The following is a 23,803-nucleotide window of genomic DNA, read 5'->3' as shown; positions in this document are numbered from 1 at the left end:
ACAGGCAACTCTGCAAAGGACGCTAAACGTGACGAATATCAACTGGGATGCGCTGGGGGCCATTGGCGAAATCCTCGGTTCCGTCGGCGTGCTTGTCTCGCTGATCTACCTCGCTTCCCAAATGCGCCACAGCGCCGCCGAGACCCGGGATGCCAGCATACACTCGGTAATGCAGCTGGCGATCCAGTTCCGTACCGAGTCCTACAAGGGGGAGTTGGCCGATATACGACTGAAAGTTGCACTGAACGAACCCCTGTCGCAGCTGGAGTCAATGAAGTTTGAGGGCTACCTGTCGGCGCTGTTCGAGCTCAATGAACTGGTCTTTGTGCAGTTCCAGAAGGAAAAACTGGATCCGGAGTATTTCGAAGCCTGGGAGCGGCGCACCCGCGCGGCGATGGCCGTGCCACGGGTCAATCAGTTCTGGTCGAAGACCAAAACAGGGTATCGCGGGAGTTTTGTGGAGTATATTGAGAGGCTGATGAACGCTGGCGGCTAAACGAAAACCAGCAGTGATTCTGCCTCTTTCTTGCAATCGTCCAGGGTGGCGTCCTTATCGGACAGCAGCTTCTCCAGAAAGCGCCTGCTGAGATAGTTCTGCAGGTGAATTCTCACCCGGGCCTTGACGATGGGAGGGCTGATGGGTTTGCTGATGTAATCCACGGCTCCGGCGTCCAGGCCGCGCTCCTCGTTGGAGATATCGCCCATGCTGGTAACGAAGATGACCGGAATTGCCCTGGTTTGCTCGTCAGCCTTCAAAGCTTCGCACACTTCGATGCCGTCCATTCCCGGCATCACCATGTCCAGCAGCACGATATCGGGCAATTGCACCTGGGCGATCTGCAGCGCCTGCGCGCCACTGGTGGCAACACTCAGTGCATAGTCCCCGGCCAGCAGGCTGGACAGTATCTTGATGTTGCCGGGTTCATCGTCCACGATCAGGATGCGGCTTTTGACGTTTGCAGTGGGGATAATCACAGCACGGGCGCTCATAATAATATGTCGGCATAGTGCGACATTTCTGCAACAATGTCACAAGTTTAATCGCAAACGTCGGGTAGTGCGCGGCTGCACATCAGGATCCGGGTGAATGCGCGTCGGTGCTGTCGGTACTATTCGTGATGTTCAGGGTTGATTTGCGAAGCGGCCTCCAGCTTATAACAAGAAAAAAGTAGCGAGGCATTTCAACGTGAGCACCCAGCCAGATTCCGAGTCGCAGCAATTCTCAACGATCACCATGGTAACATGCCTTCTTTTCTTCGCCGTGGCGATGACCGCGATAGGACTTACGCTCTTTTTCTCGAGCCCTGTTGCCGGGGGGCTCGCTGTCATCATTTTGGCCTTGCTTCTTCCCCTGTCTTTCATGGCTCACCAGCAGACGCGCAAAGGCAATATCGATCGGGCTGTCGCCCTTATCGCCACAGTCTGGTACCTGATTTCAGTTGCGGTGATTGTTATCGGTGAACGCCTTTATGGCACTCTGATCGTGACTGCCATCCTGCCGGTATTGATGGTCTTGCCCTTTGTTTCGCAGTCGATGTTTCGCTGGGTTATCGTCGGCTCTGTTGCGCTCATCGTTATTGGCAGTATCACCAAGCTCCTTCCCGCCCTTTATACATCTGCCGTCCCCGACCACATCATGGCCGATGTCGAGTCCTTCGTTGTTGTATTGCTTACATGCGTGGTAATGCTGTCGCTTTGGCAATCCGGCGGCAAACTTAAAGCCGCAGCCAGCGGCATGCGCCAGGCCATCGCATCCCTGCAGGAATCGGAGCGCTCACTTGAACACAAGGTAGAGGAGCGCACCGAGGAGCTGGAAAAGGCCCTCAGTGAAATGTCCGACCTCAACCAGATTGCGACCATCGTCAATTCCACACTCGACGTCGACATGGTGAAGAATACGATCTATACCGGCCTGCAGCGCTTGTTCGCCTTTGACCAGATGGGCGTATTCCTGCTGGACGCCCATGACGAGCGCCTACACCTGGCACTGCAGGCCGGGGTTCCGTTTGCCGAGGATCTCGGTGAAATGCTTACCGAGCGCGGCTTGCCCCTGGACGCTACCGACAGCTTTATCGCCCGGTCAGTCGTCGAGCAGAACAACATCTATATCCACCATGTCACCGATGAAGGAGTAGCCAGCTCCGGTGCGAGTGACAAAATCCTGTACAACAGCAGCCCCATGAAATCGTTTTTGTTGTGTCCCCTGCTAATCCAGAACAAGGCGGTGGGCACCATCTTCTTTGTGGGCACCCGGGAACCGTTCGAGCTGCATGATGACGATATTGAATCCATTGGCCGCTACGTAACGCAGCTGGGTACCGCCATACGCAATGCCCAGTTACTGCAGTCCGCCACTGAGGCGCGCTCCGAAGCGGAGGCCGCGAACGCGACCAAGGGTACATTCCTGGCCAATATGAGCCATGAGATCCGCACTCCGATGAATGCCATTATCGGCCTTACCGGCTTGTGCCTGGAGACCGAGCTCAACCCGAAGCAGGAAGACTACCTGACCAAGGTCGACGGTGCCGCCAACGCACTGCGTACCATCATTGACGACATTCTCGATTTCTCCAAGCTGGAGGCCGGCAAATTCGAGTTCGAGAATATTCCCTTCTCGCTCAACGAGGTCCTGGATAACCTGGCCACCATCTGCATGGTGCGTTGCCAGGACAAGCACCTGGAGCTGGTATTCCAGCGCGACCCCGGCGTACCGGATACGCTGGTCGGTGACCCCACCCGGCTCGGCCAGATCCTCATCAACCTCGCGGGTAATGCCATCAAGTTTACCCAGGAGGGACAGATTGTCGTTGAGGTGCGGGAACTGGTGCGCTCGAACGATCGCGTGACGATCAATTTTGACGTGCGCGACAGCGGCATTGGCATGAACGAGGAGCAGTTGGGGCGCCTGTTCCAGTCGTTTTCCCAGGCCGACAGCACGATTAGCCGCCAGTACGGTGGCACCGGCCTCGGCCTGGCCATTTCCCAGCAACTGACCGAGATGATGGGTGGCCTGATTGAAGTCAGCAGCGAACCCGGAGCGGGCAGCAGCTTTCATTTTGCACTGGAGTTCGACATAGCCGATGTTGTTGCCCAGGCGACGGCGCTGGAAGATGCGCCCCAGGGCCTCAGCGTGCTGGTGGTAGATGATAACGAGGCATCACGGGACATATTGCAGGAGTACCTGGTGTCATTCGGGTATACCGCATCGCTTGCCGAAAGCGGCGAACAGGCCCTGGAGATAATGCGCTCCGACAAGCAGTTTGACCTGGTGCTGCTGGATTGGATGATGCCCGGGATGACTGGCCTGGATGTTGCGCTGGCCCTGCGAGACCTGAAGGCACCGCCGAAAACCATACTGATGTCCTCGTGGAACATGCCGAGTAGCGAGCATCAGTCCATGGTCGATGCATTCCTGGCCAAGCCAATCAAGCCCTCGGCGCTACTCGATACCATTATGATCGCCTACGGCAAGCAGGTGGTGAAACGCAAGCGCACCCTGGGACGCTCCACCGCGCCCCAGGATCTGGCGGCGATTCGTGGCGCGCGTGTGCTGATTGTCGACGACTCCGATATCAACCTGCAGATTGCCTGCGAATTGCTGGACAAGGTCCCACTGGTGCACGACACCGCGAGCGATGGCCAGGAAGCGGTGGCAAAAATCATGGCGAATCAGTACGACTGCGTGCTGATGGATATACAGATGCCGGTGATGGACGGCTATACCGCCACCGGCCTGGTTCGGCAGAACCCCGCTTATGATGGCCTGCCGATACTGGCGATGACGGCCAACGTGATGGCTGAAGACCGCACGCGGACCAGCGAGGCGGGCATGAACGGCCATATCGGAAAACCGGTGGACCCTGCGGACCTTTACCTGGCACTGCTCGGTGCCATACCGGAGCAGGATTACAGCGACAACCTGCCGGCATCAGCTGCAGTGGACACAACAGAAGAAGAGGTCACGAGAGCGCCATTGCCCGCCGAGCTTCCCGGCCTGGCGATCCAGCAGGGCCTCACTCGCCTGGGCAATAACGAGAAACTGTTCCTGCAGTTGCTGGGCGACCTGCTTAAAGAGTATGCAGGGGCTGCAACCATTCTGGAGCAGCTTGTTGCTGAAGATAAACAGGACGAGTTACGCGCTGCCGCCCACAAGATCCGCGGTATCGCCAACAATCTCGGCGCCGTGGATATCGGCAATTGTGCAGAGGCCATTGAGCGGACAGTGATCGCGGGCGATACCGTGACACCACAACACATCGAAAGCCTGGCAGCAGCGCTAACGGTCGCGGCAGAGTCCCACGCACAATTGCTCAGGGATCGCGCGCCTGAGGCCAAGGGTGCGGCAGCGATTGCTATCGACGCGCAACAGGTGTTCTCGGACCTGAAAGCCGCCATGGCGTCTTTCGACCCCGGTGCCATTGACCTTGTCGACCTGCTATTGGGCGCGGCACCAGAAGGTGGAAACCTGTCCCAGTCCCTTACCCAGGCACGCGAACACCTCGATAACTTCAGTTTTGGAGAGGCGGAAGCGCTGCTGGATGAGATTGCAGGCGTTCATTATTCGTAGGGTCTTGTAGTGGCTGGTAGGGGTGATCGGTCGATGACAGGATGATATTTGTTAAGCCCGGACGTAACTCTTTCACCTTTTATAACACCGAATATATCGGGCCTGCTGATGGTGGCGCTGTAGCGGGTGCGCAGCCAGGGCAGACGCCTTGACTTGACGGCAATAAGGTCTAGCCTCTGTTTATGGCGACCACCGATGCCCAGCCCCGACATACGCCTCTCTCCCTGTGGGTCAATGGCGAGTACCGTCCACTCAGTGTGCAACCGCGGCGCACCCTGCTGGATGCGTTGCGCAACGACTGTGGGCTTACCGGCGCCAAGAAAGTGTGTGAGATGGGCAACTGTGGCGCCTGCACCGTCCTGCTGGATGGTGCAGCCGTTTATTCGTGCCTGGTATTGGCAGTGGAGTGCGAACAACGGTCCGTGACCACGATAGAGGGCGGCGCCGCCGGCAATACGGTCGGCGCATTGCAGCAGGCTTTCATTGAACACGATGCGCTGCAGTGCGGCTATTGTACGCCCGGACAGATCATGAGTCTCGCGGCCCTGTTTGAACGCGAGCCAGCGCCGACTGAGGCATCGATCACCGAGGCCGTGGCGGGGAACCTTTGTCGCTGTGGAGCGTACCGGCATATCCTGGAGGCCGCACGCTCGCTCGCGGCTAGCGGTACAGAGCGTCGCGGAGCCGGGGATGGCTGACCCGGCAGCGCCACACAGCCAGGCGCCTGTCTTGCGGCGGGAGGCCCGGCAGAAAGTGACAGGCCGTGCGCATTTCACCAGCGACATCGAACTGCCGGGCCAACTGTATGCCGGCATATTGCGCAGTCCCCATGCGCGGGCGCGGGTGCGCCGAATTGATGCCTCCATGGTGCGCGAGGTGGCGGGTGTCAGGGACGTGATCACGCACGGTGATGACCCGGGGATTCGCTGGTATGGGGAGGAAGTACCCACTTTCGGCGAGGAATTGCGCTTCGTCGGGGATGAGGTTGCCGCTGTCACCGCCGACAGCGAGGAATCGGTATGGGATGGCCTGCGCGCATTCACCATCGCCTACGAGGTGCTGGAGCCGGTCATTGGCCTTGCCCAAGCCGCGTGTGCCAACGCGCCGCTGGTCTACCGGGACAAGCCAGGCAACCTCGCCGCGGAGCCACAGGTCTACTGCCGCGGCGACGTCGAAGCCGGTTTCGCTGCCGCTGACGTCGTCGTGACAGGGGCCTGGACCACCCAGACCGCGCTGCACAATGCGTTGGAGCCCCATGGCTGCAATGCCTGGTGGGACGGCGAGCTGCTCAACCTGTGGGTGTCAACCCAGTCCATATTCACGGTGCGGAACAACGTGGCGCGCAAGCTGGGCTTGCCGCTAAACAGGGTGCGGGTCCACTCCCAGCACATCGGCGGCGGTTTTGGCGCCAAGCAGGTGGACTGGAAGCCGACGGTGATCGCTGCCATCCTGGCCAGGCGCAGCAATCGGCCAGTGAAACTGATGCTTGACCGCGAGGCGGAAAGTCTGGCCGCCGGAAATCGCAATGCCACCCGCCAACAGCTCAAGTTGGGCGCGACCCGGGACGGTCGTCTGTGCGCGATTTCGGCGACCATAGCCATCGACGGCGGCGCCCATACCCTGGGCGGCGAGAACAGCATGGTCGCGGGCTGCTATCAGCAGCTGTACGCCTGCGACAACGTCTATACGGAGCAGCGCCAGTACTACAGCAATACCGGTCCGGCCGTCGCTTTCCGCGCCCCCGGCTACGTTGAGGGCACTGCCGCGCTGGAACAGGCGATGGATGAACTGGCCACTGAACTGCAGCTTGACCCATTCGTTCTGCGCGAGCGCAATTACACCGCCCGCGACCAGCTGCGCGACAAGGCTTACTCCTCCCCCGATGCGTTGCGGCGCTGCTATAGTGCGGCGCGCGAGGCATTCAACTGGCCGCTGCGGCCCACACCACAGGTAGCGCGCAAGTGCCGCGGAATCGGGATGGCGGCCAGCGTCTGGCCCGGGGGGAACAGCCACCCGCCGGCATACACCACGCTGGTGGTCCAGGGCGATGGCTCCGTGAGCCTGCTTACCGGTGCCCAGGATATCGGGACCGGTACCCGCACCGTGCTGGCGCAGGTCGCCGCCCAGGTCCTGGAACTTGCACCCGGGCGGGTGGAGGTGGTTATCGGGGACACTGCGACCGAACTGCACGCGCCACCCAGCGCCGGCAGCGCGACCCTGGCGACCCTGGGACCGGCGGTACATACAGCGGCCACCGAGCTTCGGGGGCAGGTACTGGCACTCGCCGCGCGGGAACTGCATGCCGATGTGGAGACACTGCGCATGGACAACGGGTACGTGCGCGAAGCGGCCGGCAGCCGCGCTGTCTCGCTCGCCGATCTGGCCGCGGCGGCGGCACCGGGCTCGCTGCGAAGCAGCGGTGCCGTCCTGGCCAAACCCGGCGCAAGTTCTCCCTGCACCTTTGCCGTGCAATGCGCGGAAGTGGAGGTGGATCTCGATACTGCGGAGATCACGCTGCTGCGGCTGGTGTGTGCGCCGGACTGTGGCGCGATCGTCAATCGCCTGCTGGCCGACAGCCAGGTTATCGGCGGTGTCACCCAGGGACTGGGATTTGCACTGACCGAGGAGCGGCTGGTCGACGAGGCCTCCGGCCTGGTGCTCAATGCCAACCTGGAGGATTATCTCGTTCCCACAGTGGCCGATGTACCCCCGATTACTCACGCGATCGTTGATCTGCCGGATTATTCGGAGAACCCGCTGGGAGTCAAGGGACTCGGAGAGCCACCAATCATTGCAACCGCGCCGGCGATAGTCAATGCGGTCTGTGACGCGCTGGGCGTGCGCTTGCGGGACCTGCCATTGAACCGCCAGCGGATGCTGGCAGCGCTGACACAAACGGCCAGGCCCTCATGAGACCCCTGCGCTACGTCAGCAGCAGCACGCTTGATGCCGTCGTCGCTGGATTGACCGCGGGAGATCGGCTGCTGGCCGGGGGAACAGACCTGCTCCCGCTGCTCAAGGCCGACCTTGTACATACAACCCAGCTGGTCGACATCAAGCGGGCACCGCTGTCCGGCGCCATTCAGCGCACTCCGGGCGGTCTTCGCATCGGCGCACTCGCGACCCTCGCTGCGATTGCCGACAGCCCCCTGCTTGACGGTCCCTGCTCCCTGCTACGCCAGGCGGCCCGACAGACGGCCACCGTGCAGATCCGCAACCGCGCGACGCTCGGCGGCAACCTGCTGCAAAGGCCTCGCTGCTGGTACTACCGCAATTCCCGCAGCGATTGCTGGCTCAAGGGAGGGCAGGGCTGCCCGGCAGTCGAGGGGCATCATGAACACCATGCGATATTCGACGACAGCCCCTGCCGCGCAGCGCATCCCTCGGACCTTGCGGGGTGCCTGCTGGCGCTGGACGCCGCGGTTGTCCTGTATGGCCTGGCCGGTGAACGTAGCGTATCCCTGCACGACTTTTTCAGGGCGCCGGATAGTGAGCGGCGCCGGGAAACAATATTGGGTAACGACGAGATCATCACCGCCGTCGACATTCCCGCTCTACCCGCCGGAACGGTCAGCATTTATCTCAAGGCAATGGACCGAAAAGCCTGGGCATTTGCCCTGGTGGGCATGGGAATTGTTCTGCATCGCACAGGAACAACTCTTGACACAGTTCACATCGCTGCCACTGGCCTGGCGCAGGTGCCGCGCCGGCTGGCGTACTGCGAACAGGCACTCGCCGGCACCACCGCCGCTGATGTCCACATTGACGCGGCGCTGCAGGTGCTTGGCCGCGGTGCCAGCCCCCTGCCCGGCAATGCCTACAAGCTTGATCTCGCCCGGGGTCTGCTTGAGCGGGGCTTGCGTAGCCTGTAAAGCAGAGAGTCAGCACTTCAGACCACCCTCTCCGGTCCGCCGCATCAGCCGGGTTTTCCGTCGACGCGCGGGCTGGCAAGCGGGTATGTATAGCGCAGCAGAAAGAGCGCGAAGGCCAGCACCCAGAAAACTGCGGAGGTAGTCACGCCCGGGTTCCAGGGCAGCAATTCAAGGCCCGTGGCGACCCGCAACAGGGCCGCCAGCTGGATCAGCCAGAATGCCGTGACCATGCCCCGGGGCAGCTGCAGCCGCCGCCCGGTATGACCCAGCGCGACGCGGCTGATCACGCCCAGCATCAGGCCACCGATGGCCCCCACCCCGACGGCATGGGTCCAGACCGTTCGCGGCCACGCACCCAGCGCGCTGCCGGCCAGCAGCCAGAGGGCGATGGGAATCCACAACAGCGACAGGTGAAGGATCCACAGCAGCGGCTCCTGCCGCACTCGCCAGCCCTGCCATAGCAGCAGCCGCAACAGGACGATGATACCGGCCACAACCCCCGCGACCGCGATAGCCTCGCTGTGGCGACTCAGCACCGCCAGCAGGGTCAACACCATGCTTGCCAGCAGGGCTTTTTCCACGGCCGGCAAGGTAGTGATTCTATCGGGGGAACGTCCCTGCTGGCGCAGCCAGGCCAGGGAGAAACTGGGCGTGATGCGCCCTCCCACCACCAGCATCAGGGTCATGGCCACGACCAGCGCGCCTGGAACGAAAGGCCCGGTGGGCCGGAACAGGAAACCGAGCTGCATCAGCCACAGCAAACCCAGCACCACCAGTATCACCAGCTGGCGCCACTGTCGCGCCGTGCAGATGCGCCGGCCCGCGTCCAGCATGACCAGGGGCAGAAACGCCAGATTGACCCCGGCCACCAGCCAGAACGGCAGCTCGGCACCGCCCATCATCAGCACCCGTCCGAGCAGCCACACCAGCCACAATGCCAGCAGCCATGGACCGTGCAGACGCTCGGTTCCGGTCCAGACGCAGACTGCGGTCAGCAGAAAGCCCGCGATGCCCGCCTGCAGGAAGGCGAAGATCAGCTCATGCTGATGCCAGTACAACCCCGGCATGGCCAGGGGCAGACTGATCCGGCCGGTAATCAGCGCCACCCACAGGGGCACCACCAGCACCGCCAGCACTGCCAGGGAAAAAAAGAAGATCCGGAACGGATAAGCGAACAGCTGCCGGGCACTGGCCCGGGAAGAAGGCGGGGATTCAGGCATCGGGACAACTCCACAGCCAGAGGGCGACACACAACAGCAACGGCGGCAAGAGCCACTGCAGCCAGGGCGATACCGGCGCCAGCATAATCGTCAGCCCACTACTCAACAGAAGCGCCGACGCCGCTGCCGTCTCGGATGGATCTCAACGGTACAGGTCGAAACGGTCGTTCTCCATGACCTTGACCCAGCCACTGACGAAGCGGTCGATCATTCTCTGCTCGCCGCCATCCGCGGCGTATTCCTCGGCGATGGCGCGCAGCTGAGAGTTCGATCCATAGACGAGGTCGACGCGTGTCGCGGTCCATTTGGTCTCGCCCGTCGCGCGGTCCCGGCCCTCGAAGCGATCCTCGGCTTCGTCGACAGGTTCCCACACGGTTCCCATGTCCACGAGATTGACGAAGAAGTCGTTGCTCAGCTGGCCGGGACGGCCCGTCAGTATGCCATCATTGTCCTCACCGACATTTACGCCAATGGCTCGCATGCCGCCGAGAAGCGCCGCCATCTGCGGCACGCTGAGGTCCAGCATGAACGCGCGGTCGACCATCAGGTGCTCGGCCGGGATGGATGTCGCCTGCGTCTGCCTGTAGTTGCGGAACGCGTCGTGCCGCGGCTCCAGATGGGCATGCGTGTCGACTTCGATCATCTCCTGGGTCGCGTCGGTGCGGCCCGGGGTGAACGGCACAGTGATGTCGTGCCCGGCCGCCTTCGCCGCCATTTCGACGCCGACACTGCCGCCGAGGACGATCATGTCCGCGAGCGAGATATTCGCATCGGAGGCGTCCCTGAGCTGCTCGAGCCGGTCGATCACCGCGGCAACGCCGGAGCGTACGTTAACGTCCCAACCGGCCTGCGGCTCGAGGCGGATGCGCGCACCGTTGGCGCCACCGCGGTGGTCGGTCTGGCGGTAGGTGCACGCCGAGGCCCAGGCCGCACTCACCAGCTCCCTGGAAGTGAGCCCGGACTCGGCGATCTGCCGCCGGAGCGTGGCGATCTGGTCATCGCTGACGAGCGGCCCTTCGTGCTCGGGAACCGGATCCTGCCAGATCAGAACCTCGTCGGGCACCTGCGGGCCGAGATAGCGGGCGCGCGGACCCATGTCGCGATGCAGCAGCTTGTACCAGGCACACGCGAACTCGTCGACAAGCACATTCGGCTTCTCGTGATACTCCCTGGCGATCGCGAGGTAGTCGGGATCGGTGATCATCGCCATGTCGGCGGTACTCATCACCGGCGGGTTCTTCTTGCCCTCGACGTGGGCATCGGGAACCCAGTATCCCTCCCTGACCTCGACCGGCTCCCATTGGCTCGCGCCGGCCGGCGACTTCGTGACCTTCCACTGGTGGGCGAATATGGTGTCGAGGTAGGAGTGGTCCCATTTCGTCGGCGTCGGCGTCCAGGCGCCCTCAAGCCCCGAGGTGACCGCGTATTCACCGAGGCCGGTCTCATGCTTGTTCGCCCAGCCGAAACCCTGCTCGTGGATCTTCGCGGCCTCGGGCGCCTCGCCGACGGCCTCGGCGGGACCGTTGCCGTGCATCTTGCCGAAGGTGTGGCCACCGACAGTCAGCGCAACGGTCTCGCGGTCGTTCATACCCATACGCGCGAAGGTCTCGCGCACGTCCTGCGCGGATTTCAACGCATCCGGGACGCCGTTGGGACCCTCGGGATTGACGTAGATGAGTCCCATCTGAACCGCGGCAAGCGGATTGTCCAGGACACGGTTGCCGTCCTCGAAGCTACCGGTATAACGTTCGTCGCCGGTCGCGAGCCATTCGGTCTCGGGACCCCAGTAGATGTCATCCTCGGGAGCCCAGATGTCAGCGCGGCCGAAGCCGAAACCGAAAGTGCGAAAGCCCATCGTCTCGAGTGCGCGGTTGCCGGCGAAGACCAGCAGGTCGGCCCAGGAGATCTTCTCGCCGTACTTCTTCTTGATCGGCCACAGCAGCCGGCGCGCCTTGTCGAGGTTGCCGTTGTCGGGCCAGCTGTTGAGCGGCGCGAAGCGTTGCGCGCCGGTGCCGCCACCCCCGCGGCCGTCGACCGCCCGGTAGGTCCCCGCCGCGTGCCACGACATACGGATGAAGAATGGCCCGTAGTGACCCCAGTCGGCGGGCCACCAATCCTGTGAGTCGGTCATCAGCGCATCGACATCGGCGGACAGTTCATCGACATCGAGCTGCGCGAATGACTCGGCGTAGCTGAAGTCCTTGCCGAACGGGCTTGCGTCGGGGTGCTTCTGGTGCAGCACATTGAGAGCGAGCTGGTCGGGCCACCAGTGTTCATTTCCCTGTAGACGGGGCGTGGTACGAGCGCCCCATTCCCGGTGCGTGGGCTTCTGGTCGGACACGTCATCCTCCTGTGTGAATCGTTGCCACTGGTCCAGCGAACGGCTTCGTTATCGCCTCGACCTCTGCACGTGCGATCTGACTGCGATGAGCAGAGGTGAACGCTGCTTCAACCTGCGCCTGAAGTATAGGAGTTATAACCGAAAGTGGTGTTTGAGGATTTGAAAAAGGCGGCGTATCTGGTTCGCCTGGCTTCTTATGACCTTGTCGACCTGTTATTGGACGCGGCACCAGAAGGCGGAGACCTGTCTCAGTCGCTTACCCAGGCACGCGAACACCTCGACTACTTCAGCTTTGGAGAGGCGGAGGCGCTGCTGGACGAGATTGCAGGCGCTCATTATTCGTAGGGTCTTGTAGGGGCTGGTATGGGTGATCGGTCGATGACCAACCCCCGGGATGATATTTGTTAAGCCCAGACGTAACTCTTTCACCTTTTATAACACCGAATATATCGGTAATATAACCGATATATTCGGTAATACGGCGATAGCCATGATTGAAGCCATAGTAGGAAGCGAAGGCGCCGAGCGCGTATTGCTGTTTCTAGCCGCGAGAAATGAGGGCTACGCCAGCGAAATCGCCAACCAGTGGAACATGGATGTCAGTACTGTCCAGAGTCAACTGAAGCGTATGGAACGAGATGGATTACTGATATCCAGCACGCGAGGTCGTACTCGAATATACAGATTCAATCCTCGCTATATATTCAAGGAAGAGACTCAGGCATTACTAAACAAGGCCCTACTCCACCTACCCGATTCGCTACAGGCGACACTGCTTCTGGACCGCCGCCGCCCCCGGCGTACCGGTAAGCCGCTGTGAAAGGCCTCGAAAAATTGGGGCGAGCAGAAATGGCTGCTCTGATAGTAAACACACTGGCTGATGCTGGCATTGATGTCGTACTGGTCGGGGGCTCGTGCGTTTGTATATGGACTAACGAACGCTTTGCCTCATTCGATCTGGACTTTATCGATCTGACTTACAAACGGCGAAAAGAAATCGCTGCAGCATTAGCTGGGATCGGTTTCGTGCCCAAGGGTCAAACCAGATACTTCGAGCACCCCGATAGTCAATGGTCTGTTGAGTTCCCCTCAGCACCACTCGCTGTCGGTCATGAAGAAATTGGCAACGACCGAGTAGCAGAGTTACAGACACCCATGGGCATCATCAGGCTGCTCAACCCCACGGACTGCATCAAGGATCGACTGTTGTGGTATTACCTCGAAAATGATTTGCAGTGCTGGGAACAAGCACTGGATATTGCTCACGGCCATAAAGTAATCTGGGGCGACTTGAAGACGTGGCACGACAACGAGGGTTTTCCGGATGAGTTCAGGACCTTCAAGGATGCCGTCAGCAGCTGAATCTAATCCCTGGCCAGACCGATGCGCTCGTCACCCGTGACAAGGTGCTTTCGATGTTGCAGGTGGACTTTGAAAATTACCGCTTGAGGGTCTTAACCCACTGCGGCTGGGCGGTGCGGCGTTCCGATGGCATTCATTATCAATCGGGTTTAGTGAAAACCGGATCATTCCCCGTTAATTGGGTAGAACCTATAATCTGTAAAGGATGTCTCCGGTACAGACCCTTGTGAATATGGAGCTGGCGAGAGGAATCGAACCCCCGACCGGCTGATTACAAATCAGCTGCTCTACCTACTGAGCTACGCCAGCCAAAAACGCGGATAAACCCAGGCAAAGGTGCCCCTGCCTGAAGGGACGCAAGTTTAGACAAAGACCCGAAACGATGCAATAACAGTTACACCTCATTACGGCGGGAAGAGCACATTCGTCAACTGGCGGACGTCGCGATTGAAGCTACACTGAAAAAGCACTGCATAACCGCACATACAGGCTTTATTACAATGCAGCTTACCCGGACGGATCACATTGAGGAGTCGACTATGAACAGGAATATTCTGCCGACGGTATGCGCGGCTGTTTTTGCATTAAGCATGGCAACTTTCGCTGTGGCAGCGGGCCCGGGCGGCGGTGCCGGAAGCGGCGGTAGCAGCGGCAGCAGCGGCAGCCCCGGCATGAGTGGTTCAGGAGGCTCAATGTCGCAATCCGAGCCGCAAACACAGAAGAATCACGTCAGGGAGATTAGGTCGCAAGTGCGGGATCAGGAACAGCGCGTGAGCCAGACCCGGAAACAGCTGAAAAGACAGGACCGGATGCTGGAGCAAACCCGTGAAATGATAAAGGTCCAGGACAGATTGCAGACCCAGACCCAGGAGCGACTGAGAACCATGGAGCAGCCCAATTCAGCAATGGGCAACCAGCTGCGGGAACAGGAAAGCATCCAGCGCCAGGCCATGGACCAGCTGCGGGCACAGGAGCAGGCACAGTTACTCACACAGCAAAGGCTGAAGGCCCAGATGCAGGTCCAGGCAGAAACCCGCGATAGATTGAAGGACGATAGCTAGGGCTTAAAGCCGGATTTTACTGCCCGGCCATGATTTGCAGGCCTTCAAACACCAGGTCGGGCAGCCATTCCCCGCGACCGTTCAGCAACTGCTGCATGGTAGGTGCCGCGCCGCCGCAGAGGACAAGTCGTGGTGCTGGCTCGCCGGCCTGTTCCATGGCGAGATTCACCGCCCCGGCCTCGGCCAGGGCGACACCGTGGCGCACTGCTTCCGCGGTGGATCGGCCCGGCGGCAAGTCGTACTCTACCGCCTCGGCAAAACGCACCCGATCGGTATCCAGCAACAAGGCACGCTCCATCAGGGTGGGACCGGGAATAATGTAGCCGCCCTCGTGGCGGCCGTCCTCTGCCACCAGGTCGATAGTCACTGCCGAACCCGCATCCACCACGCACAGGCGCTCGCGGTAACGGTGCCGCGCACCCAGCATTGCCAGCCAGCGGTCTACCCCCATCCGGCCGGGGTCGCTGTAACTGTTAACGAGGTCACCCGTATTTGCCTGGGTGCGGGCAAACCAGGGACTAACACCCCAGCGCTGCTCCAGTACGGTAGCAAGCTCACCCTCGCGCTGGTCACCCGCCACACTGGCAATCCAGACCTGCTGGACCTGTTCCGCGCAGCCGAGCATCGCCTCAAGGGACGACGTATCGTCGGGCACATAAACTCCGCGGGCAAGCACCTCGGCGTTGTTCACCAGGCGCCACTTGGCGCTGCTGTTACCCACATCCAGCTGCAGGCAATAGTGCCCGGTCACGAGGCAACCCGCAGGGAAATCTCGCCACCATAAATGGACGTTACTCCAAGGGAAGTCTCCAGTTGCAGCGCGCCGCGGCTATCGATGCCACGGGCGATACCCGCCTGGCGCTGCTCGCCGCTGTGCAGGATAACGGCGGTGTCGGCGTAGGCATCTAGCGTCATCCAGGGTGCCTGCCAGGGAGTAAAACCGGTGGCGCTGAAGCCCGCAGCCAGTGGCAACAGCTCATTGAGCAGGCTGGCGAGCAGGGCATTACGGCTGACCGGCGTGCTGCCGGCGATGCTGGCAAGGTCTGTCCAGGCCTGGTCGATCGTCGTGGCTGCTGCGGCCGGCATCGACACATTAATGCCCACCCCCAGCACCACCTGGCAGCGGCCAGTGGCATCGCCCGCCATTTCCAGCAACACCCCGCCCACCTTGGCGCCGTTGAACAGCAGGTCATTGGGCCACTTGAGTTGCAGCGCAGGCAGGCCAAGACGGTCGAGCGCGCGGACCACCGCAACACCCACCGCCAGGCTAAGGCCCTCGAGTGCCGCGGCACCTTCGTGATATTCCCATACGAGTGAGAGATACATATTGCGTGCATACGGGCTTATCCAGGTGCGCCCACGGCGCCCGCGACCGGCGGTCTGCAGTTCCGCGCAGCAGACCAGGCCCGCGCCGGCTCCCCCGGCGATACGACGCAGGGCCTCGGCGTTAGTGGAATCTATCGTTTCCAGTAAATGCAGTTCATGCAACAGCCCGAGAGCCGGCGTATCGAGGCCGGCGCGAACCGTGCTGTCATCCAGCAGCTCAACACCACCGGGAATACGGTAACCAAGTCCCTTTGCCGACTCCACCTGCAGCCCCAATTCTTCCAGCCGCCGGAGTTGTTTCCATACGGCGGTGCGGCTCACCCCCAGGGCATCAGCCAGCGCCTGGCCGGAATGAAACTCCCCATCGGCCAGCATAGGAACCAGTGTTGTCTTGAACATGAGTGCGGGATTACCTGCGCGTGAAATACCAGCGGCAGATAATAGCAAATTCAGGCCCCGCGTGGCGCGGCCCAGTATCCGGCTGCGGCGGGAATTTTCCAATCTTGTAAATACGTTTACGTTAACGTCAACTTGAACTATAGTCACTGCAACAACCCGTAGCAAAGGCCTCGCGTTACAGTGCCCAACACCACCTACACCATTTCACAGCTGGCAGAAGAGTTCGGGGTAACTACCCGGACCATCCGCTTCTATGAGGAAAAAGGCCTGGTACATCCCCGGCGTGAAGGCCAGAAGCGGCTTTACAGCCCCGCTGACAGGGTGCGCATCAAACTGATCCTGCGCGGCAAGCGCATCGGCATGAGCCTGGAAGAGAGTGTCGAGGTTATCGACATGTATGACCCCGAGCACAACAATCGCGAGCAGCTGCAGTCCCTGGTGTGTACCGTCGAGGACAAGCGTGCGCGCCTGCTGCAGCAGAAAAAGGATATCGAGGACATGCTCGCCGGCCTGGATGAAGTACAGGCCCTGTGTGAACAGAACCTGGCGGAACAGGGCCTGGTTGAAAAAAGCCTGGCAGAAAAAAGCCGGGCCGAAAAGAGCGTGGCCGAACGCGTCCGCAAGCAAAGCTAACCATTACCGGCAACAGGGAATAATCATGACTACGAGCTACCCCACCCTCAATTTCGGCCTCGGCGAAGAACTGGAGATGCTGCGCGATGCGGTGTACCAGATGTGCCAGAAAGAGATCCTCCCGCGCGCGGCCCGGATTGACCGCGACAACGAATTCCCCCGTGACCTGTGGCGCACCTTCGGCAGCATGGGCCTGCTGGGCATTACCGTGGCTGAGGAGTACGGCGGCGCCGGCATGGGTTACCTGGCCCACAGTATCGTGATGGAGGAGATCAGCCGGGCCTCGGCCTCGGTGGGCCTGTCCTATGGGGCGATGTCCAATCTCTGCCTCAACCAGATCAACAAGAATGGCACCGAGGCGCAGAAGCAGAAATACCTGCCCAGGCTATGCAGTGGCGAACACGTAGGCGCTCTCGCCATGTCCGAGCCCAACGCCGGTTCCGATGTGGTGAGCATGAAACTGCAGGCGCGCCGCGACGGCGACACCTATTACCTTACCGGCACCAAAATGTGGATCACCAATGGCCCCGATGCGGATGTCTACGTGATTTACGCCAAGACCGACCCCGAGGGCGGCTCCAAAGGCATCACCGCCTTCCTGGTGGAGCGCGATTTTCCCGGGTTCTCGCGCTCGCCCAAACTCGACAAGCTGGGCATGCGCGGCTCCAATACCTGCGAACTGGTATTCGACAACACCCCGGTGCCGGCGGAGAACATTCTGCGGGGCGAGGGCCAGGGCGTGAAAGTACTGATGTCCGGCCTGGACTATGAGCGCACCGTACTCTCAGGTGGCCCGGTGGGCATCATGCAGGCCTGCCTGGACGAAGTGGTGCCCTACCTTCACGACCGCAAGCAGTTCGGCCAGAGCATCGGCGAGTTCCAGCTGATGCAGGGCAAGCTGGCGGATATGTACACAGACCTGAGCGCCAGCCGCGCCTACCTGTATGCCGTGGCCGCCGCCTGCGATCGCGGCGAGGAAAGCCGCAAGGACTGCGCCGCGGTGATTCTCTACACTGCGGAAAAAGCCACCCAGATGGCACTACAGGCGATCCAGGCCCTGGGCGGCTATGGCTACACCAACGATGCCAATGCCGGACGCCTGCTGCGCGATGCCAAACTGTATGAGATCGGTGCCGGCACCTCGGAAATCCGCCGCATGCTCATCGGCCGCGAATTGTTTAACGAAACCGCCTGAACGGAGCGCTCACATGACCGTGCTGCAGTCTAACCTCAACCCCCGGGACGAGGCTTTCCAGAACAACAGCGACCACATGCAGGCCCAGGTTGATGACCTCGGCCGGCTGGTGGCAAAAATACGCGAGGGTGGCGGCGAAAAGGCCCAGCAACGCCACCTGTCCCGCGGCAAATTACTGCCCAGGGATCGCCTGCAGGCGGTCCTGGACCCGGGCTCGCCGTTCCTGGAATTGTCGCAACTGGCCGCCTACAAGGTCTATGACGACGACGTGCCCGGGGCCGGCATCATCACCGGCATCGGCCGGGTCGCGGGCCAGGAATGCATGATCTTTGTGAACGATGCCACGGTAAAGGGCGGTACTTATTACCCGCTCACGGTGAAAAAGCAGGGCCGCGCCCAGACCATTGCCGAGGAGAATCACCTGCCCTGCATCTACCTGGTAGACTCGGGCGGCGCCTTCCTGCCGCTGCAGGACGAGGTGTTCCCGGACCGGGAACATTTCGGCCACGCCTTCTATAACCAGGCGCGCATGTCCGCCAAGGGCATCCCGCAGATCGCCGCGGTACTGGGTTCCTGCACCGCCGGTGGCGCCTACCTGCCGGCAATGGCGGACGAATCCATCATCGTCAAGAACCAGGGCACGATCTTCCTCGGCGGGCCGCCACTGGTGAAAGCCGCCACCGGCGAGATTGTCAGTGCCGAGGAGCTGGGCGGCGCCGATGTGCACTGTCGCACCTCAGGCCTCACTGACCACTACGCCAACAACGATCACCACGCCCTGGAGCTGGTGCGCCGCGCCATGGACAGGCTCAACCGCGTCAAGCCGATCAACATGGACCTGCGCGAACCGGTGCCGCCGCTCTATGATGCCACTGAGTTATACGGGGTCATCCCCGCCGACACGCGCCAGCCCTATGATGTACGCGAAGTGATCATGCGTGTTGTCGACGGCTCCGAGTTCGATGAATTCAAGGCGCTCTACGGCGAAAGCCTGGTCTGCGGTTTTGCCCGCATCCACGGTTACCCGGTGGGTATTATCGCCAACAATGGAATCCTGTTCGGGGAATCCGCACTCAAGGGTGCGCATTTCGTCGAGCTGTGCGCCCAGCGCAAGATCCCGTTGGTATTCCTGCAGAACATCACCGGTTTCATGGTCGGCAAGCAGTACGAGGCCGGCGGTATCGCCAAGCACGGCGCCAAGATGGTTCACGCGGTGGCCTGCGCCAATGTGCCCAAGTTCACGGTGATGATCGGCGGCTCTTTCGGCGCCGGCAATTACGCCATGTGCGGCCGCGCCTATGACCCGCGCTTTCTGTTCATGTGGCCGAATGCGCGCATCTCGGTGATGGGTGGCGAACAGGCCGCGGGAGTTCTCGCCACGGTGAAGCAGGATCAGCTGGCCCGGGAGGGCAAGGCGATGTCAGCAGAAGAAGAAGCCGCGTTCAAGCAGCCAGTGCTGGATTTGTATGAGGAGCAGGGGCATCCGTATTTTGCGTCCGCGCGGTTGTGGGATGACGGGGTGATTGACCCGGCCGACACGCGGATGGTGTTGGGGCTGTCGTTATCGGCGGCGTTGAATGCGCCGGTGGAGGAGTCGCGGTTTGGGGTGTTGCGGATGTGACGCTCTGCCCGGGGTTTGTGAGGTTGCGGGGGATCTGGGAATGGAGCGTTGTAGGGCGGGCCCGGGGGTTGTACAGCCTGTCCGGGAACCGCTACGAGCACATCCATGTGCGCTTGACTTCGGCCTTCCATGGCCGAAGACATTCCCGGACAGGCTGTACAACCCCCGGACCCTGAATCCCGCGCGGAATTCTGTTTCTGGGGACCTGAACCTCGCGCGAGATTGTGGTTCGGAGGATCTGGACGTAGCGCGGGATTCTGATTCGGGAAAATTATCGAAATGCTTATCGAAGTACGGAATTCGAGGCAATGGGAGGATGCGCGGGGGTAGACGGGACCGTCGGCGGCCATGGAGGGCCGCCGCCGAGCCTACAGGGACGTACTTGTGGCGTGTCCCGTCTGCCCCCGCGCATTCTTCCAGTGCCAGCGCCCAAAGGCGTTAAGAACAATATCGAACTCGTTAAAAACATTATCAACCAGGGGCCACACACTATGAACACCGACACAGTCATCACCCACACCGATCCCCGCGGCATCACCACGGTGACACTCAACAATCCCGACAAGCACAATGCCTTCGACGACACCATCATCGCCGAACTCCGTCGCGTGTTTGACGCACTGGCCGAACGCGACGATGTGCGCGTGGTGGTGCTCGCCTCCAATGGCAAGAACTTCTCCGCCGGTGCGGACCTCGACTACATGAAACGCATGGCCGGCTACGATTACGGCCACAACCTGCGCGACGCCGAGGGACTGGCGGGCATGCTGAAAGCCCTGTTCGAGCTGCCCCAGCCCACCATTGCCCGGGTGCAGGGTGCCGCATTCGGGGGCGCGGTGGGGCTGGTGAGCTGCTGCGATATGGCGGTGGCAACCCGGGGCGCCAGCTTCTCGCTGTCAGAGGTGAAGATCGGCCTGATACCCGCCACCATCAGCCCCTATGTGATCAGGGCGATTGGAGAACGCGCCGCGCGCCGGTACTTCCTCACCGGCGAGCGTTTTGATGCACATCGAGCGCTGCAAATGGAACTGATTACCGAGATAGCCGATGAGGAGGCGCTGGACAGCGAAGTCAACGCACTGGTGGACGCGTTACTGGCGAACGGCCCGAAGGCCGTGCGTGCCGCCAAGGACCTGATCAGGGATGTGGCCGGGCAGGAACTCAACGGCAGCCTGATAGAAGATACCTGCGCCCGTATTGCCCACATCCGCGTATCCCACGAAGGCCAGGAGGGGCTTGCCGCCTTCCTGGAAAAACGTAAACCCAACTGGCTCGGGAACTGAACATGTTTAACAAATTGTTGATAGCCAACCGTGGCGAGATCGCCTGCCGCATTATCAAGACCGCGCGTCGCCTGGGCATTGCCACTGTTGCGGTGTACTCCGATGCGGACCGCGATGCACTGCATGTCCAGCTGGCGGACGAGGCCGTGCATATCGGCCCGGCTCCGGCGCGGGAGAGCTACCTGGTGATTGAAAAGATTATCGAGGCCGCACGCAGCACCGGCGCCGGGGCCATTCACCCGGGATACGGCTTTCTGTCGGAAAACGCGGGTTTTGCCCGGGCCTGTGCGGATAACGATATTTGTTTTGTCGGTCCGCCCACTGCCGCCATTGAAGCCATGGGTTCCAAATCCGCCGCCAAGCACATCATGGGCGCCGCCGGCGTGCCCCTGGTACCGGGTTACCACGATGCGGACCAGAGCCCGGAACTGCTGCGCGCAGAGGCCGAAAAAATGGGTTACCCGGTGCTGCTCAAGGCCACCGCCGGCGGTGGCGGCAAGGGCATGCGCCAGGTCTGGTCGGGGGCCGAATTCGACGAGGCGCTCGCCGCCGCCCAGCGTGAATCCAGTGCCAGTTTTGGCGATGCCACCATGCTGGTGGAGAAATACCTGACCAAACCCCGCCACGTGGAAGTGCAGGTGTTCTGCGACAACCATGGCAACGGCATTTACCTGGCGGAGCGGGATTGCTCGGTGCAACGCCGACATCAAAAGGTGATTGAAGAGGCGCCGGCCCCGGGCATGACCGCCGCCCTGCGCGAAGCCATGGGCAATACCGCGGTGCAGGCCGCCCAGGCCATTGACTACCGCGGCGCGGGCACGGTGGAGTTTCTGCTGGATGAAGACGGCAGCTTCTATTTCATGGAGATGAATACCCGCCTGCAGGTGGAACACCCCGTTACCGAAATGGTGACCGGGCAGGACCTGGTGGAATGGCAATTGCGCGTGGCCGCCGGTGAACCGCTGCCGTTGGCGCAGGCCCAAGTGACCGTGCACGGCCACGCCTTTGAGGCCCGCATTTACGCGGAAGACCCGGATAACGATTTTCTGCCGGTGACCGGCAACCTGGCCTATCTGCAACCACCGGCAGAGTCACTGCATGTGCGGGTGGATACCGGCGTGCAGCAGGGTGACGAAATCAGCGTTTATTACGATCCGATGATTGCCAAACTCATTGTCTGGGATGAATCCCGCGAGCGCGCCCTGCAACGGCTCACCACCGCGCTGGCGGAGTACCGCATTGGCGGCACCATCACCAATCTGGATTTCCTCTACAACCTGGCAAGCTCGGGGCCCTTCCAGCGTGCCGAGCTGGATACCGGTTTTATCGAGCGCCACAACGACCTTGTGTTCCGCAAACGGCCCCAGGACCTGGAGCGGGAACTGCCGCTGGCGGCACTGGCGCTGCTGCTGCACCAGCAACAGCAGACTGAACGACGCTCCTGCACCGATCCCTGGTCGCCCTGGCACAGCGGTAACGGCTGGCGCCTGAACGAACCCCATGCCCATCATTTTGTGCTGCAACTGCACCAGCAGACCTTCCCGGTAACAGTGGAGCAACTCCGGGACGGCAGCTATCGGGTCAACGGCAATGGCCGCAGCGCACTCCTGCGGGGCTGCCTGGAGGCAGACCAGCTGCACCTGGAGCTCGCCGGTCACCGCCAGCGCGGTACCCTTGCGCAAACGGAAGATGGCTATACCCTGTACCTGGCGGACGGCGCCTGTCACTTCCGCCACATAAAGCCCGACACCGGTGAGGCCGATGAAAGCACAGCAAAAGGCGGCCTTGCAGCGCCGATGAACGGTACCGTGGTGACCCTGCTGGTTGAGGCCGGCAGCCTGGTTGACGCAAAGACTCCCCTGCTGGTCATGGAGGCAATGAAGATGGAGCACACAATACGCGCGCCCAGCGCCGGTGTGGTTGAGCAGTTCTATTTCAAGGCGGGCGACCTGGTGGCCGGCGGTGCCGAGTTGCTGGCCTTCACCCCTACCGAGGAGGGTGCGTAAATGGCCCTGCCCACACGCGTCACCCTGGTGGAGGTCGGCCCGCGGGACGGCCTGCAGAATGAACCGGGCACCATACCCCTGGCGGCCAAGCTGCAGCTGCTGGACGATCTTGCCGACGCTGGCCTGCGCGTCATTGAGGCAGGCAGTTTCGTGAACCCGAAATGGATTCCGCAGATGGCGGACAGCGATGCGGTCTTTGCCGGCCTCAACAGACGCCCCGGAGTGCGCTATAGCGCCCTGACCCCGAACCTACGGGGCTTTGAACGGGCGCTGGCGGCCGGCGCGGATGAAGTGGCGGTATTTGGCGCAGCCTCGGAGTCTTTCTCCCAAAGAAATATCAATTGCAGCATCAGCGACAGCCTGCAGCGCTTTGAGCCGGTGATGGCCGCCGCGAAGTCCGCGGGCCTGCCGGTGCGCGGCTATGTGTCGTGCGTTTTAGGATGCCCCTATGAGGGGGAGATTGCACCCGGGGCGGTGGCACAGGTCACCCGCGCCCTGCTGGGAATGGGCTGTTATGAAGTGTCACTGGGCGATACCATTGGCACCGGCACCCCAGGCAGCATGCGGAAACTGCTGGAGGTCATACTGGCGGATACGGCGCCCGCGCAGCTGGCGATTCACTGCCACGATACCTACGGCCAGGCGCTGGCCAATATACTGGTAGCGCTACAGCACGGCATCGGCACCATTGATGCCTCTGTCGCGGGCCTCGGCGGTTGTCCCTATGCCCGGGGTGCCTCGGGTAATGTCGCCACCGAGGATGTAGTTTATATGCTCAATGGGCTGGATATCGGCACCGGCATCAACCTGCCGGCGCTGGTTGCCGCCGGCAACAGGATATCCGCTGCACTCGGGCGTACCAGCGGCTCAAAGGTTGCCAGGGCCCTTGCCAGCGGGAGCCACAGCGGGGAATAAAC

The 23,803-nt window shown here is 61.5% G+C and carries 20 protein-coding genes and 1 tRNA gene; 15 read left to right on the top strand and 6 right to left on the bottom strand.

Translation table 11 applies throughout. From position 1 onward, the window contains the following. Window positions 1–28 precede the first annotated feature (28 nt). Window positions 29–496, top strand: coding sequence for a hypothetical protein (locus CWI75_RS17795; RefSeq protein ID WP_101522883.1), 468 nt, complete (start codon window positions 29–31; stop codon window positions 494–496). Here the strand turns inward: CWI75_RS17795 and CWI75_RS17790 are convergent. Next, complete coding sequence (locus tag CWI75_RS17790; RefSeq protein ID WP_101522882.1) at window positions 493–990, bottom strand: response regulator; 498 nt, start codon at window positions 988–990, stop codon at window positions 493–495. The two genes, CWI75_RS17795 and CWI75_RS17790, sit on opposite strands and share 4 nt — an antisense overlap. A gap of 196 nt (window positions 991–1,186) precedes the next feature. On the opposite strand from CWI75_RS17790, the gene CWI75_RS17785 reads away from it, so the two are divergent. From CWI75_RS17785 to CWI75_RS17770, 4 genes are all read left to right on the top strand, one after another. Then, window positions 1,187–4,567 carry a hybrid sensor histidine kinase/response regulator gene (locus tag CWI75_RS17785; RefSeq protein WP_101522881.1) on the top strand — a complete coding sequence of 1,127 codons (3,381 nt, stop codon included), beginning with the start codon at window positions 1,187–1,189 and terminating at the stop codon, window positions 4,565–4,567. Between the two features lie 182 nt (window positions 4,568–4,749). Continuing rightward, on the top strand, window positions 4,750–5,265 hold the full coding sequence (locus tag CWI75_RS17780; RefSeq protein ID WP_101522880.1) for a (2Fe-2S)-binding protein: 516 nt from the start codon (window positions 4,750–4,752) through the stop codon (window positions 5,263–5,265). Next, entirely contained in the window at window positions 5,258–7,480 is a 2,223-nt protein-coding gene (locus tag CWI75_RS17775; protein WP_101522879.1) for a xanthine dehydrogenase family protein molybdopterin-binding subunit, read from the top strand. The genes CWI75_RS17780 and CWI75_RS17775 overlap by 8 nt, the downstream gene beginning before the upstream one ends. Further along, entirely contained in the window at window positions 7,477–8,439 is a 963-nt protein-coding gene (locus CWI75_RS17770; RefSeq protein ID WP_101522878.1) for an FAD binding domain-containing protein, read from the top strand. The genes CWI75_RS17775 and CWI75_RS17770 overlap by 4 nt, the downstream gene beginning before the upstream one ends. A 44-nt stretch (window positions 8,440–8,483) precedes the next feature. Here CWI75_RS17770 and CWI75_RS17765 read toward each other — a convergent pair whose 3' ends face one another. Then, window positions 8,484–9,659 carry an NnrS family protein gene (locus CWI75_RS17765; protein ID WP_101522877.1) on the bottom strand — a complete coding sequence of 392 codons (1,176 nt, stop codon included), beginning with the start codon at window positions 9,657–9,659 and terminating at the stop codon, window positions 8,484–8,486. A gap of 142 nt (window positions 9,660–9,801) precedes the next feature. Next, window positions 9,802–12,000 (bottom strand): catalase/peroxidase HPI, encoded by a 2,199-nt coding sequence (katG, locus tag CWI75_RS17760; protein ID WP_101522876.1) that lies wholly within the window; start codon window positions 11,998–12,000, stop codon window positions 9,802–9,804. A gap of 144 nt (window positions 12,001–12,144) precedes the next feature. On the opposite strand from katG, the gene CWI75_RS17755 reads away from it, so the two are divergent. From CWI75_RS17755 to CWI75_RS17745, 3 genes are all read left to right on the top strand, one after another. After that, on the top strand, window positions 12,145–12,345 hold the full coding sequence (locus CWI75_RS17755) for a hypothetical protein (protein WP_101522875.1): 201 nt from the start codon (window positions 12,145–12,147) through the stop codon (window positions 12,343–12,345). A gap of 145 nt (window positions 12,346–12,490) precedes the next feature. Continuing rightward, window positions 12,491–12,820: a winged helix-turn-helix domain-containing protein gene (locus tag CWI75_RS17750; protein WP_241521294.1), complete on the top strand. Its 330-nt coding sequence runs from the start codon at window positions 12,491–12,493 to the stop codon at window positions 12,818–12,820. Then, window positions 12,817–13,362 carry a hypothetical protein gene (locus tag CWI75_RS17745; protein WP_101522874.1) on the top strand — a complete coding sequence of 182 codons (546 nt, stop codon included), beginning with the start codon at window positions 12,817–12,819 and terminating at the stop codon, window positions 13,360–13,362. Before CWI75_RS17750 ends, CWI75_RS17745 begins: the two co-directional genes overlap by 4 nt. 233 nt (window positions 13,363–13,595) lie before the next feature. Here CWI75_RS17745 and CWI75_RS17740 read toward each other — a convergent pair. Next, a tRNA-Thr gene (locus CWI75_RS17740) sits at window positions 13,596–13,671 on the bottom strand. Window positions 13,672–13,901: 230 nt separating this feature from the next. Here CWI75_RS17740 and CWI75_RS17735 point away from each other — a divergent pair. Next, complete coding sequence (locus tag CWI75_RS17735; RefSeq protein ID WP_146003629.1) at window positions 13,902–14,423, top strand: hypothetical protein; 522 nt, start codon at window positions 13,902–13,904, stop codon at window positions 14,421–14,423. Between the two features lie 16 nt (window positions 14,424–14,439). Here the strand turns inward: CWI75_RS17735 and CWI75_RS17730 are convergent, their stop codons facing one another. Both CWI75_RS17730 and birA read right to left on the bottom strand, forming a co-directional pair. Next, window positions 14,440–15,174, bottom strand: coding sequence for a type III pantothenate kinase (locus CWI75_RS17730; protein WP_101522872.1), 735 nt, complete (start codon window positions 15,172–15,174; stop codon window positions 14,440–14,442). Continuing rightward, window positions 15,171–16,148 carry a bifunctional biotin--[acetyl-CoA-carboxylase] ligase/biotin operon repressor BirA gene (gene birA, locus CWI75_RS17725; RefSeq protein WP_101522871.1) on the bottom strand — a complete coding sequence of 326 codons (978 nt, stop codon included), beginning with the start codon at window positions 16,146–16,148 and terminating at the stop codon, window positions 15,171–15,173. The genes CWI75_RS17730 and birA overlap by 4 nt, the downstream gene beginning before the upstream one ends. A 180-nt stretch (window positions 16,149–16,328) precedes the next feature. Between birA and CWI75_RS17720 the strand changes: the two genes are divergently transcribed. The 6 genes from CWI75_RS17720 to CWI75_RS17695 all read left to right on the top strand — a co-directional run bounded on the left by CWI75_RS17720 (window position 16,329) and on the right by CWI75_RS17695 (window position 23,801). After that, window positions 16,329–16,781, top strand: coding sequence for a MerR family transcriptional regulator (locus tag CWI75_RS17720; RefSeq protein WP_101522870.1), 453 nt, complete (start codon window positions 16,329–16,331; stop codon window positions 16,779–16,781). Between the two features lie 25 nt (window positions 16,782–16,806). Beyond that, a complete protein-coding gene (locus CWI75_RS17715) occupies window positions 16,807–17,976 on the top strand; it encodes an isovaleryl-CoA dehydrogenase (protein WP_101522869.1) in 1,170 nt (389 codons plus the stop codon). 13 nt (window positions 17,977–17,989) lie between these two features. Beyond that, window positions 17,990–19,597 carry a carboxyl transferase domain-containing protein gene (locus CWI75_RS17710; protein ID WP_101522868.1) on the top strand — a complete coding sequence of 536 codons (1,608 nt, stop codon included), beginning with the start codon at window positions 17,990–17,992 and terminating at the stop codon, window positions 19,595–19,597. Window positions 19,598–20,088: 491 nt separating this feature from the next. Further along, the gene (locus tag CWI75_RS17705) at window positions 20,089–20,880 is read left to right on the top strand and encodes an enoyl-CoA hydratase/isomerase family protein (RefSeq protein WP_101522867.1); all 792 of its coding nucleotides are present in this window, start codon (window positions 20,089–20,091) and stop codon (window positions 20,878–20,880) included. A 2-nt stretch (window positions 20,881–20,882) separates the two neighbouring features. Beyond that, window positions 20,883–22,886: an acetyl/propionyl/methylcrotonyl-CoA carboxylase subunit alpha gene (locus CWI75_RS17700; RefSeq protein WP_101522866.1), complete on the top strand. Its 2,004-nt coding sequence runs from the start codon at window positions 20,883–20,885 to the stop codon at window positions 22,884–22,886. Continuing rightward, a complete protein-coding gene (locus CWI75_RS17695) occupies window positions 22,887–23,801 on the top strand; it encodes a hydroxymethylglutaryl-CoA lyase (protein WP_101522865.1) in 915 nt (304 codons plus the stop codon). Window positions 23,802–23,803 lie beyond the last annotated feature (2 nt).

This window comes from Kineobactrum sediminis (assembly GCF_002868715.1).
Taxonomy (GTDB): Bacteria; Pseudomonadota; Gammaproteobacteria; order Pseudomonadales; family Halieaceae; genus Kineobactrum; species Kineobactrum sediminis.
This window is presented reverse-complemented; position numbering and strand designations above follow the sequence as displayed.

Bases quoted from the DNA above. Each gene is read 5' to 3' on its own strand.
- CWI75_RS17790 (WP_101522882.1), bottom strand. From the start codon at position 990: ATGAGCGCCCGTGCTGTGATTATCCCCACTGCAAACGTCAAAAGCCGC.
- CWI75_RS17780 (WP_101522880.1), top strand. From the start codon at position 4,750: ATGGCGACCACCGATGCCCAGCCCCGACATACGCCTCTCTCCCTGTGG.
- CWI75_RS17775 (WP_101522879.1), top strand. From the start codon at position 5,258: ATGGCTGACCCGGCAGCGCCACACAGCCAGGCGCCTGTCTTGCGGCGG.
- CWI75_RS17770 (WP_101522878.1), top strand. From the start codon at position 7,477: ATGAGACCCCTGCGCTACGTCAGCAGCAGCACGCTTGATGCCGTCGTC.
- CWI75_RS17765 (WP_101522877.1), bottom strand. From the start codon at position 9,659: ATGCCTGAATCCCCGCCTTCTTCCCGGGCCAGTGCCCGGCAGCTGTTC.
- CWI75_RS17750 (WP_241521294.1), top strand. From the start codon at position 12,491: ATGATTGAAGCCATAGTAGGAAGCGAAGGCGCCGAGCGCGTATTGCTG.
- CWI75_RS17735 (WP_146003629.1), top strand. From the start codon at position 13,902: ATGAACAGGAATATTCTGCCGACGGTATGCGCGGCTGTTTTTGCATTA.
- birA (WP_101522871.1), bottom strand. From the start codon at position 16,148: ATGTTCAAGACAACACTGGTTCCTATGCTGGCCGATGGGGAGTTTCAT.
- CWI75_RS17715 (WP_101522869.1), top strand. From the start codon at position 16,807: ATGACTACGAGCTACCCCACCCTCAATTTCGGCCTCGGCGAAGAACTG.
- CWI75_RS17710 (WP_101522868.1), top strand. From the start codon at position 17,990: ATGACCGTGCTGCAGTCTAACCTCAACCCCCGGGACGAGGCTTTCCAG.
- CWI75_RS17705 (WP_101522867.1), top strand. From the start codon at position 20,089: ATGAACACCGACACAGTCATCACCCACACCGATCCCCGCGGCATCACC.
- CWI75_RS17700 (WP_101522866.1), top strand. From the start codon at position 20,883: ATGTTTAACAAATTGTTGATAGCCAACCGTGGCGAGATCGCCTGCCGC.
- CWI75_RS17695 (WP_101522865.1), top strand. From the start codon at position 22,887: ATGGCCCTGCCCACACGCGTCACCCTGGTGGAGGTCGGCCCGCGGGAC.